This is a genomic window from Allosphingosinicella sp., from assembly GCF_036387615.1.
GTDB lineage: Bacteria > Pseudomonadota > Alphaproteobacteria > Sphingomonadales > Sphingomonadaceae > Allosphingosinicella.
This window is the reverse complement of the sequence record NZ_DASVTH010000031.1, coordinates 67,634-83,015: the sequence shown is the minus strand read 5'-3', so window position 1 is coordinate 83,015 and position 15,382 is coordinate 67,634. Positions and strand designations below refer to the sequence as shown.

Sequence of the window (15,382 nt, the reverse complement as noted above, 5' to 3'; positions counted from 1 at the left end):
CGTCGATCGCCCATGATCTCACCGGATCGGAGAACAAGACGATGAAAACAGCAGGAATTGTGGTCGCCATGGTCGCGCTGATGAGCGCAGCTCCCGCGGCGGCGGCTCCGTCCGGGCTGAAAGCGCAGGCGACGCGGGGCGTCGAGAGCCGAGCCAAGCTTGCCCAGGAGATCAACGATTCGCTATTCAGCTTCAGCGAGCTTGGCTTCCAGGAGGTGGAGACCGCGCGTTACCTGACCGAGCTGCTCGAGAAGAACGGCTTCACGATCGAACGCGGCACCTCCGGCCTTCCCACCGCCTGGGTCGCGCGATGGAGCCAGGGCGCCGGCGGGCCGGTGATCGCGCTCGGCAGCGACATCGACGGCATTCCCAAGGCGTCGCAAAAGCCCGGCGTGCCGTGGCGCGAGCCGCTCGTGGAGGGAGCGCCGGGCCATGGTGAGGGGCACAATAGCGGCCAAGCGGTCAACATCGTCGCCGCGCTCGCGGTCAAGGAGCTCATGCAGCGCGACAAGATCGCAGGCACGCTGATGCTCTGGCCGGGTGTCGCCGAAGAGCTGGTCGCCGCCAAGGCCTATTTCGTGCGCGACGGCCTGTTCAAGATTGTCGACGCCGTCCTGTTCACCCATGTCGGCGACAATCTCGAGACCGCCTGGGGACAATCGAACGGCACCGGCCTGGTCTCGGTCGAATATACGTTCAGCGGCGAAAGCGCGCATTCCGCCGGCGCGCCGTGGCGCGGCCGCTCCGCGCTGGACGCGGTCGAGCTGATGAACATCGGCTGGAACATGCGCCGCGAGCATCTGCGGCCCGAGCAACGCTCCCACTATGTCATTACGGACGGCGGCGACCAGCCCAATGTCGTGCCGTCGCTGGCGACCGTTTGGTATTACTTCCGCGAGCAGGATTTCGCCGGCATCCGCAGCAATTTCGAACTCGGCAACGAAATAGCCGAGGGCGCAGCGCGAATGAGCGGCACGACCGTCAAGCGCCGCATCGTCGGCACCGCCGCGCCGCGCCACTTCAACCGGCCGCTGGCCGAGGCGGCCCAGGCCAACATCCAGGCGGTGGGCCTGCCGCGCTGGACCGATGGCGAGCAGGCCTTCGCCAAACTCGTCCAGAAGAACGTCGCTTCCAAGAAGCAGGAGGGGCTCGCAACCAAGCTCAGCAAGCTGGAGCCGCCGGCGGCCGAGCCCAAGAGCGGCGGCTCGGATGATATCGGCGACGTCTCCTGGGTCGTGCCGACGATCACCATCCGTTACCCGTCCAACATACCCGAACTGCCCGGCCACAACTGGTCCAACGCGATCGCGATGGCGACGCCGATCGCGCACAAGGGCGTGGTCGCGGGCGCCAAGGTGGTCGCGATGACGACGCTAGACCTGCTCACCCAGCCCAAGCTCAGGCAGGCGGCGAAGGATTACTTCGTCAACGTGCAGACCAAAGACCAGAAATACGCCCCCATGATCGGGGCTGCGGACAAACCGCCAATCGAAAAGAACGCGCAGATCATGGCCCGCTTCAAGCCCGAGCTCAGCAAATTTTACTACGATCCCGCCCGCTACCCGACCTACCTCGATCAGCTCGGGATCAAATTCCCGATGCTGGAGCAAGCACCTGCGGAAACGTCTCCAGCGGCTGTGGACTGACCCCTCTGCTACTACCCCGTCACCCCCGCGAAGGCGGGGGTCCCGCTTCCTCCTGCATACCAACAAGAAGCGGGATTCCCGCCTTCGCGGGAATGACGGGAAGTTAGACGAACACCGACCAGCCGGTGCGCTCGACCATCTTTTCCAGCGCAGCGGCGCCGGCAAGCGAGGTGCCGGCCGAATTGAGCCCTGGCGACCAGACCACGACCGTGCCGAAGCCGGGCACCACCGTCAGGATGCCGCCGCCGACGCCGCTCTTGCCGGGCAGCCCGATCCGGTAGGCAAAGTCGCCGCTATTGTCATAGTGGCCGCAGGTCAGCATCAGCGCGTTGATCCGCCGCGCGCGGGAGGAGATGGTAACGGCGTCGCGGGTGACCGGATCGTTGCCGTCAAAGGCGAGGTAAAGCGCCGCCCGGGCCAATTGCCGACAGCTCATCGCGATGGCGCATTGGCGAAAGTAGATGGAAAGCACGTCCTCGACGGGATTGCGCAGATTGCCGAACGCGGAGACGAAGTAAGCGAGGCTGCGATTGAGAAACCCGGCCTGGTTCTCCGACTGCGCCACATTCGCGTCGATCGCGACGCTGGCGTCGCCGGCCCGCTCGCGCATGAAGTCCAGGATCTCCGATACTGCCTCATCGGCGGTGCCGTGGTTCATGACATTGTCGCAAACCACGATCGCGCCGGCATTGATCAGCGGATTGCGCGGCTTGCCCTTCTCCGCCTCGAGCTGGACGATCGAATTGAAGGGCGAGCCCGACGGCTCCCGCCCGACATGGTTCCACAGCGTCGCACCGACGTGGTCGAGCGCGAGGTTGAGCATGAAGACCTTGGAAATGCTCTGGATCGAAAAAGGCTCTTCGGCGTCTCCGGCGCAATAAACCGATCCGTCCTCCGCCGCGACGGCAATGCCCAGCTTGCGTGGATCAACGGCTTTCAACGCCGGGATGTACGAGGCGACCTCGCCATGCCCGCGATAGACTTCCACGTCTTTCAGAACGTCGTCGACAAGCTTCTGTAAATCCATCGCGCTGCCTCTCTGTCCTGTTTGACGCCTCTGCTTAGCGCCGGGCTCCGGCTTTGAAAGGCGAACTCAATCTTCCGGCGCGATCTGGACTCGCATGCCGTCCAAGGCGGCCGTGAAGCGAAGCTGGCACGACAAGCGGCTGTTCGCCTGGCGCGCGTCCGAACTGTCGAGCAGGTCGTCCTCGTCCTCGCTCATCGGGGGTAGCGCGCCGAGCCATTCCTCGTCGACATGAACATGGCAGGTGGCGCACGAGCAGCAGCCGCCGCACAGCGCAAGCAACTCGTCGAAGCCGTTGTCGCGGATCACTTCCATGACCGACAGGCCCTCCTCGCCCCGAACGCTCTTTTCGGTGCCGTCACGCGTGACGACGGTCAGGTTGGCCATCGGGGTAGGTCCTTCGGGATTGAAAACGGGAGTGCGAGCCGGGCGCGATATGCTAGGCGGCCCGCTTCGATTCAAGCGGGTGGACGGAGCATGGGAATAGCGGCCGGTGAGCTCAAGGCCTCGCTGGACGAGCTTGCCCGCCGCGAGCCGGCCTTTGCCGCGGCGCTCGGGCAAGCGGGCAATCCGGAGCCGCGGAGCGCAGAGCGAGGTTTCCTGACGCTGCTGCGCACGATCGTCGGCCAGCAAGTCAGCGTCAAGGCGGCCGCGGCCTTGTGGAGCAAGCTGCTGGCGATTGTCGGAGAGCCCTCGCCCGCCGGCATCCTGGCCGCAACCGACGAGCAGCTTCGCTCTGCAGGCTTGTCCCGGCAGAAAGCAAGCTATGCGCGCAGCCTGGCCGAAGAGGTGCTGTCCGGCCGGCTGGATCTCGAGAACTTAGCTGAAGCTGACGAGGCCGCGATAGCTCAGCTTGTGGCCGTCAAAGGCATAGGAAGATGGTCCGCCGAGATCTACTTGCTGTTCGCCGAAGGACGCCCTGATATCTGGCCCGCGGGCGACCTCGCCGTTCAGATCCAGATCGGCCGCATTCTTGCTCTGCCCGAAAAGCCCGGCGAGGGACGGCTGCGCGATCTTGCCGAGGCCTGGAGACCGCATCGCGGCGCCGCTGCCATTTTCGCTTGGCATCACTACAACACTCCCGTGCTCTGACGCGCGACGCGCCAGCCCAAGTCAATTCAAAGTAAAGCGGGCCCGATCCGAACATTGAGTCGAGTTCGAACACCTGCGGTTTTGCGCATAGCATGCCGCAACTGCGCAGAACAGGGGAAGTGAAACAAAAGGTAAAAAAAGTGTCACAAACCGAGGAGACGTGATCGAGCGGTCCAGTTGCACCGCCCGGACCCAGTGGGTATCCGGCAGCCGGACCGCACGGCGCCTGCCGCTGCTTCGAAGGGAACGCTTATGTCGACTTCCGCCGCCGCCCTTCTGCCGGGGATCGAGCCGGTCTCCATGTCGCGCTACGACCTGGACTTTGCCGATTTCGCCGAAGCGCTGGGCGGCTCCTTCAGGCGCTACGGCTTCGCCGTCTTATCCGATCACGGGCTCGACGAACCGGTCATCGAAGAGGCGATCGACCGCACAAAGGCGTTCTTCGCGCTGCCGGACGAAGTGAAGCGGCGCTACCACATGCCTGGCGGCGGCGGGGCTAGGGGATACACCCCATTCGGCATCGAGACCGCAAAGGGCGGCAGCCACGTCGACCTCAAGGAATTCTGGCACGTCGGCCGCGAACTGCCGGAGGGGCATCCGTTTCGAGCGGTTATGGCGGACAATGTCTGGCCGGCCGAGATCGGCGACTTTCGCGATAAGCTGCTGGCGCTTTACGATGCGCTGGACGCGATGGGCGGCAAGGTGCTGCGCGCCATCGCCCGCGACCTCGGGTTGGAGGACGGCTTCTTCGAGCCGACGGTGAAGGACGGAAACAGCGTGCTGCGCCTGCTCCATTATCCTCCCGTTCCGGCGGACGCGCCGGGCGTCCGGGCGGGCGCGCATGAGGACATCAACACCATCACCCTGCTGCTGGGCGCTGAGGAAGCGGGACTGGAGGTGCTCGACCGCGACGGGCGCTGGTTGCCGATCAACCCGCCGCCGGGCGCGCTGGTGGTCAATATCGGCGACATGCTGCAGCGCCTCACCAACCACGTGCTGCCGTCCACCTCGCACCGGGTCGTCAATCCCGCGGCCGAGCGGCGGGGCTTCTCCCGCTACTCGACCCCCTTCTTCCTGCACTTTGCGCCGGATTATGTGATCGAGACGCTGCCGAACTGCGTCACGGCCGAAAACCCGAACCGTTACCCAGAGCCGATCAGCTCCCACGATTTCCTCATGCAGCGCCTTCGCGAGATCAAACTGATCTGAGTTTTAGATCCTCCCGGTAAGGGGAGGGGGACCGCGACGCGAAGCGGCGTGGTGGAGGGGGCCCTTCACGCGCACTGCGGGTCTCGAAGCCCCTTCCACCAGCTTGCGGCGGGTCCCCCTCCCCGTCCCGGGGAGGATCGTGACTCACCGTGCGTCGACCAGCACGATCTCGGCATCGGCGATGGCCTTGATCGTGACTCGCTGCTCGCCGGTGATCGCGACGCCGTCGCGGGGCTCGGCGCGTTTGCCGTTCACCTCGATCGCGCCGCCCACCGCGACCAGGTAGACGTGGCGGCTGGGCTCGAGCTGGAGCTCGGCAGCCTCCCCCTGACTTAGCGTGGCGCCGAGCACGCGCGCGGCGGCGTTGATCTTGAGTGCGTCGGCGTCGCCCTCGAACCCGCTGGCGAGTGTGATGAAGCTGCCCGCGCGGGCGCCCTTCGGGAACTTCTTGGCGCCCCAGCTCGGCTCCGCGTTGCGCTTGTCGGTCATCACCCAAATTTGGAAAAGCGTGGTCTGCTCGTCCTCCTGATTATATTCGGCGTGGCGAACGCCCGTGCCCGCGCTCATCACCTGAACGTCTCCGGCTTCCGTGCGGCCCTGATTACCCATCGAGTCCTGGTGGGTGATAGCGCCTTTACGGACGTAGGTGATGATCTCCATATTGTCGTGCGGGTGAGGCGGAAAGCCGGACTTGGCGGCGATCTCGTCATCGTTCCACACCCGGATCGCGCCCCAGCTCATGCGGGACGGATCGTAGTAATTGGCGAACGAGAAGTGATGGCGCGCATTCAACCAACCATGGTCGGCAGCGCCGAGCGTGCGGAAGGGTCTCACGTCGATCATCTTATCCTCCTTTCCCGCTCCCCCCGGCAGCGGGCGGAGCGGCTTGCTTCTCGATGTTCAGGCGGCCAGCGCCAACTCGGTTTGAGCGATCCCGTCCAGCTGTTCGATCGCTTCGGTAATCGCGGCGGTGGCAGCTTCGGGTCCAAAGGCCAGCTTCTCGGCGCGCACATAAGTCACGTCCGTGACGCCCATGAAGCCGAGCAGGGTGCGGATGTGCGGCTCCTGATGATCCATTCCCGCCGCCGGACCCTCGCTATACAGACCCGCCCGCGCCTCGATCACGATCGCGCGCTTGCCCCGGACCAGCCCCTCGGGACCGCCGCTCGTATACCGGAAGGTGATGCCGGCTCGCAGGACATGATCGAACCAGGCCTTGAGCGTCGAGGGCATGCCGAAATTGTACATCGGCGCGCCGATCACGATCAGATCCGCTCCTTTGAGTTCGGCGATCAGCGCGTCGGACAGCGCCAGCGCCGCGGCAGCGGCCTCGGTATCGCCCGGCGCGCCGCGGATCGCGCCGACCGTCTCCTCTGTGAGGTGGGGAATGGGCGCGCGGCCGACATCTCGGCGGATGATTTCGGCGCGGGGCTCGCGGCTGCGAAGCTGCTCGGCAAATTCGTTCGTGAGCTTGCGCGATACCGACTTCTCGCCGGTCGCGGCGCTGTCGATGATCAGAACCTTGGTCATGAGCGTCCTCCTTGTCCGTCAGGAGATAGGCGGTTATTGGTGTCGCGCGTAGGTCAACGCCCCGCATCATGGTGTTGCACGATATGGAACGCTCTGCAGTCGACATCATGGACGTCCTCGCCTTCGTGCGGGTGGCGGAAACCGGCGCTTTTGCGCGGGCGGCGGAGCGGATGGGCATCTCCAAGTCGATTGTCAGCCGACGCGTGGCGCGGCTCGAGGAGCAGCTTGGCGCAAGGCTGCTCACGCGGACCGCGCAAGGGGCGAGCCCGACTGATATCGGCCAGACCTACTTCGCCCGCGCCGCCAACATCCTGGCCGAGCTGGAAGCGGCGCAGGAGGTGGTGGCGGACGCTGTCACGCAGGTCGCCGGCCCGATCCGGATGACCGCTCCGATCTCTTTCGGGACGCGGCACCTCGCCCCGGCCCTGGTCGACTTCGCAAAGCGACATCCCAAGATCGAGCTCGACGTTTCGCTGGACGACAAGCGCGTGGACCTGATTGCTGGTGGGTTCGACCTCGCGATCCGAATAGGTAAACTGCCGGATTCGAACCTGAGGGCGCGTAAGCTGACCTCCGTCCGCGCGTCAGTTCTCGCCAGCCCTGCTTACCTGGAGCGGCAAGGTCGGCCGGAGCAGCCGCAAGACCTCAACGGCCACGATCTACTCTACTACGCCAACCTGGCGATGTCCGAGCAATTCCGGTTCAAGGTCGGGGACCGCACCGAGCAGGTGACTGGCACAGTGAGGATGCGCGCCGATAGCGGCGACCTGCTCAAGGAAGCGGCCATCGCGGGCCTCGGGGTCGTACAGCTCCCAAACTTCATCGCTTCAGCCGCGATCAGGTCCGGCGAACTAGAGGTCCTCCTCCGCGGCTATCCCCTGCCGGAAGTCGGCCTGCACGCCGTGATGCCGCCCGGCCGCGCGGGCACAGCGCGCATCCGCGCGATCGTAGATTTCCTCGCCGAACGGTTCGGGCCGGAGCCGGGATGGGATCCGTGCTGGGAGGCCGAGAAAGCCTGGATGCCCGACGAGGATTCGAACCTCGATTGACGGAGTCAGAGTCCGTAGTCTTACCATTAGACGATCGGGCAGCGCGGGCCGGCGAGATAGGCGGCGGGGCAAAGGCTGTCAACCGAACCGCGCTTGCCCGAAACAATCGCCCGGTGTACTTTATGGGCAAGTCAAGGCCGGCGAAGACCGCCGTCCGCACGAGAACATAAGAGTGTGAAGAGCATGGCGCAAAGCGCCGTCACAACGCCGGAAGTCCCGGCTTCGACTCCGCCTCATGCGGTCCCGCCCCGCCCGGCGGATGCCCGGCGGTTTCCCCGGCACACTTATGGCGCGCTCGATCTTGGCACCAACAATTGTCGCCTGCTGATCGCGCGGCCGGCGGAGGACGGCTTCGTGGTCGTTGACGCTTTCTCGCGCGTCGTTCGGCTGGGTGAAGGACTGGCCGCGAGCGGGCGGATCAGCGATGCGGCCATCGAGCGGGCGCTCGGCGCGCTCGCAATCTGCGCGGACAAGTTGCGGCGGCGCAAGGTGTCGCTCGCCCGCTCGGTCGCGACCGAGGCCTGCCGCCGCGCGGTCAACGGCCGGGATTTCGTCGAACGAGTCCACAACGAAACCGGCATCGCGCTCGACATCATCGCGCCGGAGGAAGAAGCGCGTCTCGCGATGCTCGGCTGCCACAGGCTGCTCGAGCCCGGCGACGGGCCGGCGCTGATCTTCGACATTGGCGGCGGCTCGACCGAACTCGTGCTCGTCGATACGGACGGAACCGCGGTGCCGCGCATCAAGAGCTGGTGGAGCGCGCCGTGGGGCGTCGTCTCGCTAACGGAAAGCGAAAGCCGCGACCTCAAGGACACGGCCGATCGGATCGCTGCGTTCGGCCGCATGCGCGAGCGGGTCCGCCACGCCTTTCGCCGCTTCGCCGAACTCCTTCCCGCCAACAAGGAGAATATCCGGCTGATGGGCACCAGCGGCACGGTGACGACGCTCGCCAGCGTCCATCTCGCGTTACCGAGCTACGATCGCCGCGCGGTGGACGGGCTGATGGTACCGGCCGAATCGATGCGCGAGATCAGCCGGATGATGTCGGGCATGTCGCTGGAGGAGCGCGCCGCCCTCCCCTGCATCGGGCTCGAACGCGCGGACCTGGTGGTGGCGGGGTGCGCGATCCTCGATGCGATCATGGATATCTGGCCGGCCAAGACGCTCGGCGTCGCGGATCGCGGCATCCGTGAAGGCATCCTTCGCTCGCTAATGGCGCGCGACGGGCACAAGATATGAGCGGGGAGAGCGGGCGCGGCGGTGGCGGGCTTCGCACCCGGGTGAAGACGGCCAGGGGCCGCAAGGTGGGCTCGACCAAGTGGCTCGAGCGCCAGCTCAACGACCCGTACGTGAAGCGCGCCAAGGCGGAAGGCTATCGCTCGCGCGCGGCCTACAAGCTGCTGGAGCTGGACGAGCGGTTCGGGCTGCTGAAGGGCGTCAAGCGCGTCGTCGATCTCGGCATCGCGCCCGGCGGGTGGAGCCAGGTGGTGCGGAAAACGTCGCCCGGCGCAGCCGTGGTCGGGATCGATCTGCTGCCCACCGACCCGCTGGACGGCGTCACCATCTTGCAGATGGACTTCATGGACGAAGCCGCCCCCGAACGGCTCCGCGAAGCGCTCGGCGGGCCGGCGGACCTCGTCCTGTCCGACATGGCCGCCAACACCGTCGGACACCCCCAGACCGATCACCTGCGGACGATGGCCCTCGTCGAGGCCGGTCTCCTGTTCGCCACCGAGATATTGCGACCGGGCGGGGCTTATCTCGCCAAGGTGCTGGCGGGTGGGGCGGATAACGACCTTGTCGCGGCGCTCAAGAAGAATTTCGCGACCGTGAAACACGCCAAGCCGCCGGCCAGCCGCAAGGGCTCCTCGGAATGGTATGTGGTCGCGCAGGGTTTCAAGGGCGCTCCCCAAGCACCAGCTTAGCCTATGATCGACGGGCTTGGGCGATCGCCTCCTTGAGGGCCTCATATCCGACCGCTCCTTGCAGCACCTTGTCTCCAACGATGAAGGTGGGTGTGCCGGTCGCTCCAATCAGCCGAGCAAGCTCGTAATTCTTCTCGATCTCGGCCCGGTAGCGAGGCTGGGCGCCGGCGGCCTCGACCCCAGTCTTGCTCCGTGCCGCCTGAAGCGCGGGCGCGGTCGGCCGTCCCTGCCCGAACAGCTGGTCGAAGAAGGGGCGAAAGCGGCCCTGCTCGGCAGCGGCGAGGCTGGCTTCGGCGGCGGCAAGGCTGTCCTGGCCCAGAACCGGCCATTCGCGCCAGACCACCTTCAGCTTCTTGTCCTCGGCGAGCAGCCGTTCGACATCGGCGTTGCTCTGGCGGCAATAGCCGCAGGCATAGTCGAACAGTTCGACCAGCACGACGTCCCCGTCCGCCGCGCCTGCCCAGGCGCTTCCGAACGGCGTTTCGATCAGCGCGCGGTTGGCCTCGATCAGCTTGGCCGTCTCGCGCTCCTGCAGCCTCGCTTGGGCCTCCGTCACGAGTTCAGGGTTGGCCAGCAGGTAATCGCGGACGATCCCCTCGACCTTGGCTTGGTCGCGCTCGGCCCCGAACGGCCCGGCCAAGAAAGCCATGCCGGCGGCCCCGAGCAGGATGCCGGTCGCGCCGGCAACAGCCAGCAGGCCACGTGAAGCGGAGATCGCCACCTACCTGACCAACTTCAGGCCGGGATCAGCGGTTCGCACCGCGCTTCTTGTCCTTGTTCATCGCCGAGCGCGAAACGAGCGCGATATCCTGCGCACGCACCCAATCGGGGCTGCCCATCGGAATTCCGAGCATCGCCTGCTCGGCATTGGCGAGCGCCAGCTGCGGCTTGTTCTCGAGATTGTAGCGCTCGGCCGTGGCGAGCGATGCACGCGCGATATCGCCCTCCCGGTCATAGACGATGCCGAGTTGGTACCAAGCGAAGGGATTGGTGTTGTCGCGAACGATCGCGGAGCGGAGCACCTTCTTGGCTTCTTCGAAATTGCCCTGCTCTTCGGTCGAGATCAGGGCGTGCCCGAAGAGGGCGGAAATGAGCGGCTGGTCGGGGGCCAGCGTGATCGCCTGGCGAAGCGATTCGAGCGCCTCGCGCGGCTTGCCGGATTCGAGCAGGATCTGGCCCTTGAGCTCGAGGAAGTAAGGGTCGCGCGGGCTGGACTGCAGCAGCGCATCGGCCTCCGCGTTCGCGCGATCCGGGTAAGCGCTCTTGTGCCAGGCATAAGCCCGTGCGTAGCGCGCCGGCACGGTCTTGTCGGTTTCGGGATATTTGACCAGCGTCCGCTTGGGATCGTCGGTGAAACCTGCCAGCTTCGCCTTCACCCGCTGGAATCTCTCTTCCAGCTTCGGATCGGGCGCCTTGTCCCAGGAAGGAACAGAGCGGTACACCTCCTCTAGCGCCTGAATGCGATCGCCGCTCAACGGGTGGGTGCGCGGGTAATCGTCGGTCTGTGGAATCGCGTAGCGGAATTCCTGGTTTTGCAGTTTCTTGAAGAAGGACAGCGAACCTTTGCCGGTGACCCCCGCCTTGTTGAGGAAGCTCGCGCCGGCCTGATCGGCCGAAGATTCCTGGACCCGGTTGAAGGCCAGGAACTTGTTCATCGCCGCTTGCTGGCCGGCGGCCATGATGCCGGCGCCCGCTTCGCCGCCCCCCGCCGCCATGGCCGCAGCTCCGAGAAGCAGCGACAGGAGCACGATCCCCGTCGCGGCCTTTGCGCCCTCTCCGAAGCGGATCACATGGCCCCCGGTGATATGGCCGAGCTCGTGGGCGATCACGCCCTGCACCTCGTTGGCGTTGTCGGCGGCGGCGAGCAGCCCGGCATGGATGTAGACGATCTGGCCGCCAGCGACGAACGCGTTGATGCTGTTGTCACCGACCAGCACGACCTCGACATTTTCTGGCCGCAAGCCAGCCGCCTCGATGAGCGGGCGCGACATGTCCCGGAACAGGTCCTCGGTCTCGGCATCGCGCAGGATCGACTGGGCCGCGGCCGGCTGAATCAACGCGGAGAAGCTCAAGGCCAACAGCATCGCCAGCCGGGCCAGCAGGTTGCGGCCGGGGCGGCGGGTTCGGGATGGGTCAGCCATATCGCTCAGATATCCCGATCTCGGCCTGAACCGAAGATGAAAAAGACCAGATCACGGGGGCAGGTCCGGAACAGGCTCTCATTCCTGCCACACGAGCACGGCCCTTGCCCATCTCTGGCCATCGGCCGCGGTCGCTTCAGCCACTCGGAGCCAACGAACCGCGCACTCAGGACGCCGCCGAAGCAGGAAGGCTGAGAGGCGAGCCGATCAGCCGCCTCCCATCCGCCTCAGTCGTCGCGAGACACGCGCTCCTGGCGCTCATGGCGCTCCTGGGCTTCCACCGTCATGGTGGCGATCGGGCGCGCTTCGAGCCGCCCGAGCGAAATCGGCTCGCCGGTCACTTCGCAAAAGCCATATTCACCTTCGTCGATGCGGCGCAGCGCCGCGTCGATCTTGGCGATGAGCTTGCGCTGGCGGTCGCGGGTCCTGAGTTCGATCGCCCAGTCGGTCTCGCTGCTGGCGCGATCGGTGAGGTCCGCCTCACGGATCGGGCCGCTCTTGAGTTGGGCCATCGTATCGCGCGCTTCGCGGATGATGTCCTCTTTCCAGTTGAGCAGCTTCTGCCTGAAATAAGAAAGCTGCAGCGGGTTCATGAATTCTTCGTTCGCGCTTGGCCGGTAGAATGCCTCGACCGGCCCGCCGCGCATCAAACTATGATGCGACTCGAATATTCCGCTTAATGCCGTTGCCATAACCCCTCCGCTCCTATCCGCGGACCAGCGGTAAGCGTTCCGGTCCGCTACCTTCCCGCGCCGCCCGTTCTGGAGACGGATTTGTCGGCGCTTGCCCCACGGCGCCTATACGCATCTCAAGGGCTGTGAACAAGCCATTCAAAAGCCGATTTAAAATGGTTCCCGATTTCCAGCCGGACGTGACATTTTTATCCCGGCGGGTGGACCCTTGGTTCCGAGTCGCCTCGGGTGCGACTCGGGCCGGCAGTACGGGTCAGTAACGGTCGGCAAGAGGTCGGGCACGGACCTTGACTGTCAAGCATTCCGACAGCTGAGTTCAAAGCTGCTCAAGCGTTGTTCCTATGTGGGACAGAAGTTCCCGAACCGGCCTCAACCCGGCCTCTTAACCCTAAGATCATGGTTAACGCGCTTGAACTCGGAGCCGTCTTGAGGATTTGCTGCGAGCACATAGGAAGCTTGGCGGCGGAAACATCTCTTCTTCCAGCCTCCGGCAAAACAGGGTGCTCGGTATGTCGGTCAAGATGGCTTTGGCGAAATTGTGCGCTTGCACCGTCGGCGGCGCAATCATTGGGGGCGGCGCCATTCACATGGCGGAAAACCCGCCTGCCCGGCCCGCGATCGTGAAGATGGCCAAGGCGCGCACGATGGACAGCAAGCGCGTCTCCGTGAAGCGGATCAAGCGCGTTCCCCGCGTCGAACAAGCCTCCTGCATCGTCAAGCCCGGCAAAACGGTCACGACCACCCGGACGCTCACCTATCCGGCCCCGCCCGCGCCGCCCTTAGCCTATGCCCCGCCGCCATTGCCGCCCAGCGGCGTCGTGAGCGGCGGCGGAGGCGTTCCGGTGGTGGTCGGCGGCGGCTTCGTCGGCCCCGGCTTCGGCGGCGGCTTCTTCAGCGGCGGCTTCTTCGGCGGCGCGGGCGGCAATGCGATCTTCACCGCGTCGACCAGCACGTCGACCGGCGGCGGCGGCACCTCGACCTCCACTGGCGGCGTTTCGACTACCTCCAGCACCAGCGGCGGATCAACGTCCACCAGCGGCGGCTCCACCTCCAGCGGCAACGTGTCCACCACGTCCAGCTCCAGCGGAAACGTCTCGACCAGCTCCAGCTCCAGCTCCAGTTCCAGCTCGTCTTCAAGTTCCTCCTCGAGCAGCAGCTCGTCTTCCGGCGGAAGTGGCGGGAGCGGCAGCAGCGGAAGTTCGGGGAGCAGCGCCTCCTCCGGATCGAGCGGCAGCAGCGGCTCCAGCAGCTTCGGCGGCAACAGCACCTCGACCTCGAGCAGCACCAGTTCGAGCAGCAGCACCTCCTCGTCGAGCGGCGGCTCCAGCGGCAATCCTCCGCCTCCGGGAACTCCGGTTCCCGCTCCGCCGATGATGCTTCTGTTTGGCGCCGCCGCGGCCGCCCTGGTCGCCCGCCGCAAGCTTGGCGCCAAGGCCTAGGCTTTTCCTCCTGATCGGCCCGGCGCCGGTCAGGAGGCCATTCGCCGCAGGGTCTCGATCCGGTCCGCCTCATGGGCGGGTTTGTCCCGGCGGATTCGGGAAATCCGCGGGAAGCGCATCGCCAGTCCGGACTTGTGCCGCTTGCTCTCATGAACCGAGTCGAACGCGACTTCCAGGACGAGCGTCTTGTCGACCTCGCGCACCGGCCCGAAGCGCTGCACCGTGTGGTTGCGCACATAACGATCGAGCCACATCAACTCTTCGTCGGTGAAGCCCATATAGGCCTTGCCGACGGGCAGCAGTTCGCCGTCCTCCGTCCAGCAGCCGAACGTGTAGTCGGAATAGAAGCTTGAGCGCTTGCCGCTGCCACGCTGCGCATACATCATCACGCAATCGGCGGTGAGCGGATCCCGCTTCCACTTGTACCAGAGCCCGACCCGGCGGCCGGCGACATAGGGGCTGTCGCGCCGCTTCAGCATCATGCCCTCGATCGAGGCATCGCGAGCGCCGGCCCTCATCTCCTCCAGCTGCTCGAAGTTGTCCGCCTCCACCAGAGCCGAAAGGTCGAACCGGTCGGGGTCGAGCCGCGGCAGCAACGCCTCGAGCCGGGCGCGCCGCTCGGACCAGGGCAGCTGGCGGATATCCTCCCGGCCGTCGAACAGCAGATCGTAGAGCCGCACGAACGCGGGATAGTCGCTCAGCGTCTTGGCGCTGACGACCTTGCGCCCGAGCCGCTGCTGGAGCGCGTTGAAGCTGGCGGCCGCTCCGCCATGCGCGTCAGCCGCGCCCTGGAACTCGCCTTTGACGAGCAGTTCGCCGTCGAGCACGCCCTCGCCCCCGAAAGCTTCGGCGACCTCCGGGAAGCTGCGCGTGATATCGTCCCCTGCCCGGCTGTAGAGGCGCGTCTGCCCGCCGATGCCGACAATCTGGACGCGAATGCCGTCCCACTTCCATTCCGCCGCATAATCCCCCAGCGAAACGCGGGTCTCCTCCAGGCCGTGCGCGAGCATGAAGGGCCGGAACACCGGCACGTTGCTTGCAGTCGGCTGCTCGCCCCTCCCTTCCGCCCAGGCGAACAGTGACAGGTAGGGCGGCCCGATCCCGTGCCACACCTCCTCCACCGCATCGACGTCGAGCTCGAACGCTTGGGCGAGCGCAAGCTTGGCGAGCCGCGCGCTGACGCCGATCCGAAGCTCCCCAGTCGCGAGCTTCAGCAAAGCATAGCGGCCGCTTGCGTCCAGGTGATCCAGCATATGAGCGAGCACCTGCGGGGCTTCCGAGCGGCCGAGCGAGCGCAGTCGCTCGACCACAGCGCCGATCCGCAAGGTGCCGTCGTCGATCTCCGCCGGTTCGTCGATCCGCTTGGGCCAGAGCAGCGAGACGGTTTCGGCCAAGTCGCCGACGAAATCGCGGCTCATGTAGAAGAGCGTCGGATCGACCCGCTCCTCCGTGATCGCCCGAATCTGCGCGGGCTTGACCGCCGCTAGGTCAAGCCCGCCGGTCAGTGCAGCGAGTGCGTAGCCGCGGTCCGGATCGGGCGTCCGCTTCAGATAATCGCCGATCAGCTTGAGCTTCGCGTTGCGCGAACGTGTGTAGACGAGCGCATCGAGCAATTGCGAGAAGTCGCGCATCGCA

General features: G+C 65.8%; 15 protein-coding genes and 1 tRNA gene. 6 read left to right on the top strand and 10 right to left on the bottom strand.

Annotation, left to right across the window (positions count from 1 at the left end; translation table 11 throughout):
* The first annotated feature begins 41 nt into the window (after positions 1-41).
* Positions 42-1,646, top strand: coding sequence for an amidohydrolase (locus tag VF631_RS06005; protein WP_431849369.1), 1,605 nt, complete (start codon positions 42-44; stop codon positions 1,644-1,646).
* A 103-nt stretch (positions 1,647-1,749) separates the two neighbouring features.
* On the opposite strand, the gene VF631_RS06000 is transcribed toward VF631_RS06005, so the two are convergent.
* Entirely contained in the window at positions 1,750-2,673 is a 924-nt protein-coding gene (locus VF631_RS06000; protein ID WP_431849368.1) for a glutaminase, read from the bottom strand.
* A gap of 66 nt (positions 2,674-2,739) precedes the next feature.
* A complete protein-coding gene (locus VF631_RS05995; protein ID WP_431849367.1) occupies positions 2,740-3,057 on the bottom strand; it encodes a 2Fe-2S iron-sulfur cluster-binding protein in 318 nt (105 codons plus the stop codon).
* Between the two features lie 90 nt (positions 3,058-3,147).
* On the opposite strand from VF631_RS05995, the gene VF631_RS05990 reads away from it, so the two are divergent.
* Both VF631_RS05990 and VF631_RS05985 read left to right on the top strand, forming a co-directional pair.
* Entirely contained in the window at positions 3,148-3,762 is a 615-nt protein-coding gene (locus VF631_RS05990) for a DNA-3-methyladenine glycosylase family protein (protein WP_431849366.1), read from the top strand.
* A 252-nt stretch (positions 3,763-4,014) separates the two neighbouring features.
* The gene (locus VF631_RS05985; protein ID WP_431849365.1) at positions 4,015-4,971 is read left to right on the top strand and encodes an isopenicillin N synthase family dioxygenase; all 957 of its coding nucleotides are present in this window, start codon (positions 4,015-4,017) and stop codon (positions 4,969-4,971) included.
* 144 nt (positions 4,972-5,115) lie between these two features.
* Here VF631_RS05985 and VF631_RS05980 read toward each other — a convergent pair whose 3' ends face one another.
* Positions 5,116-5,814 (bottom strand): pirin family protein, encoded by a 699-nt coding sequence (locus tag VF631_RS05980; RefSeq protein ID WP_431849364.1) that lies wholly within the window; start codon positions 5,812-5,814, stop codon positions 5,116-5,118.
* A gap of 57 nt (positions 5,815-5,871) precedes the next feature.
* Positions 5,872-6,501, bottom strand: coding sequence for an FMN-dependent NADH-azoreductase (locus VF631_RS05975; protein WP_431849363.1), 630 nt, complete (start codon positions 6,499-6,501; stop codon positions 5,872-5,874).
* An 83-nt stretch (positions 6,502-6,584) separates the two neighbouring features.
* On the opposite strand from VF631_RS05975, the gene VF631_RS05970 reads away from it, so the two are divergent.
* On the top strand, positions 6,585-7,550 hold the full coding sequence (locus VF631_RS05970) for a LysR family transcriptional regulator (protein ID WP_431849362.1): 966 nt from the start codon (positions 6,585-6,587) through the stop codon (positions 7,548-7,550).
* Here VF631_RS05970 and VF631_RS05965 read toward each other — a convergent pair.
* Positions 7,518-7,591, bottom strand: a tRNA-Gln gene (locus VF631_RS05965). The two genes, VF631_RS05970 and VF631_RS05965, sit on opposite strands and share 33 nt — an antisense overlap.
* Positions 7,592-7,733: 142 nt before the next feature.
* On the opposite strand from VF631_RS05965, the gene VF631_RS05960 reads away from it, so the two are divergent.
* The gene (locus VF631_RS05960; protein ID WP_431849361.1) at positions 7,734-8,789 is read left to right on the top strand and encodes a Ppx/GppA phosphatase family protein; all 1,056 of its coding nucleotides are present in this window, start codon (positions 7,734-7,736) and stop codon (positions 8,787-8,789) included.
* Positions 8,786-9,475, top strand: coding sequence for an RlmE family RNA methyltransferase (locus VF631_RS05955; RefSeq protein ID WP_431849360.1), 690 nt, complete (start codon positions 8,786-8,788; stop codon positions 9,473-9,475). The genes VF631_RS05960 and VF631_RS05955 overlap by 4 nt, the downstream gene beginning before the upstream one ends.
* A 1-nt stretch (position 9,476) precedes the next feature.
* Here VF631_RS05955 and VF631_RS05950 read toward each other — a convergent pair whose 3' ends face one another.
* The 5 genes from VF631_RS05950 to VF631_RS05930 all read right to left on the bottom strand — a co-directional run bounded on the left by VF631_RS05950 (position 9,477) and on the right by VF631_RS05930 (position 15,378).
* On the bottom strand, positions 9,477-10,196 hold the full coding sequence (locus VF631_RS05950; protein WP_431849359.1) for a DsbA family protein: 720 nt from the start codon (positions 10,194-10,196) through the stop codon (positions 9,477-9,479).
* Positions 10,197-10,221: 25 nt separating this feature from the next.
* Entirely contained in the window at positions 10,222-11,616 is a 1,395-nt protein-coding gene (locus tag VF631_RS05945; RefSeq protein ID WP_431849358.1) for a M48 family metalloprotease, read from the bottom strand.
* Between the two features lie 227 nt (positions 11,617-11,843).
* Positions 11,844-12,263 (bottom strand): RNA polymerase-binding protein DksA, encoded by a 420-nt coding sequence (gene dksA / locus VF631_RS05940; RefSeq protein ID WP_431849386.1) that lies wholly within the window; start codon positions 12,261-12,263, stop codon positions 11,844-11,846.
* Between the two features lie 829 nt (positions 12,264-13,092).
* Positions 13,093-13,641 (bottom strand): hypothetical protein, encoded by a 549-nt coding sequence (locus VF631_RS05935; RefSeq protein ID WP_431849357.1) that lies wholly within the window; start codon positions 13,639-13,641, stop codon positions 13,093-13,095.
* A 135-nt stretch (positions 13,642-13,776) separates the two neighbouring features.
* On the bottom strand, positions 13,777-15,378 hold the full coding sequence (locus VF631_RS05930) for a cisplatin damage response ATP-dependent DNA ligase (RefSeq protein WP_431849356.1): 1,602 nt from the start codon (positions 15,376-15,378) through the stop codon (positions 13,777-13,779).
* Between the last annotated feature and the right edge of the window lie 4 nt (positions 15,379-15,382).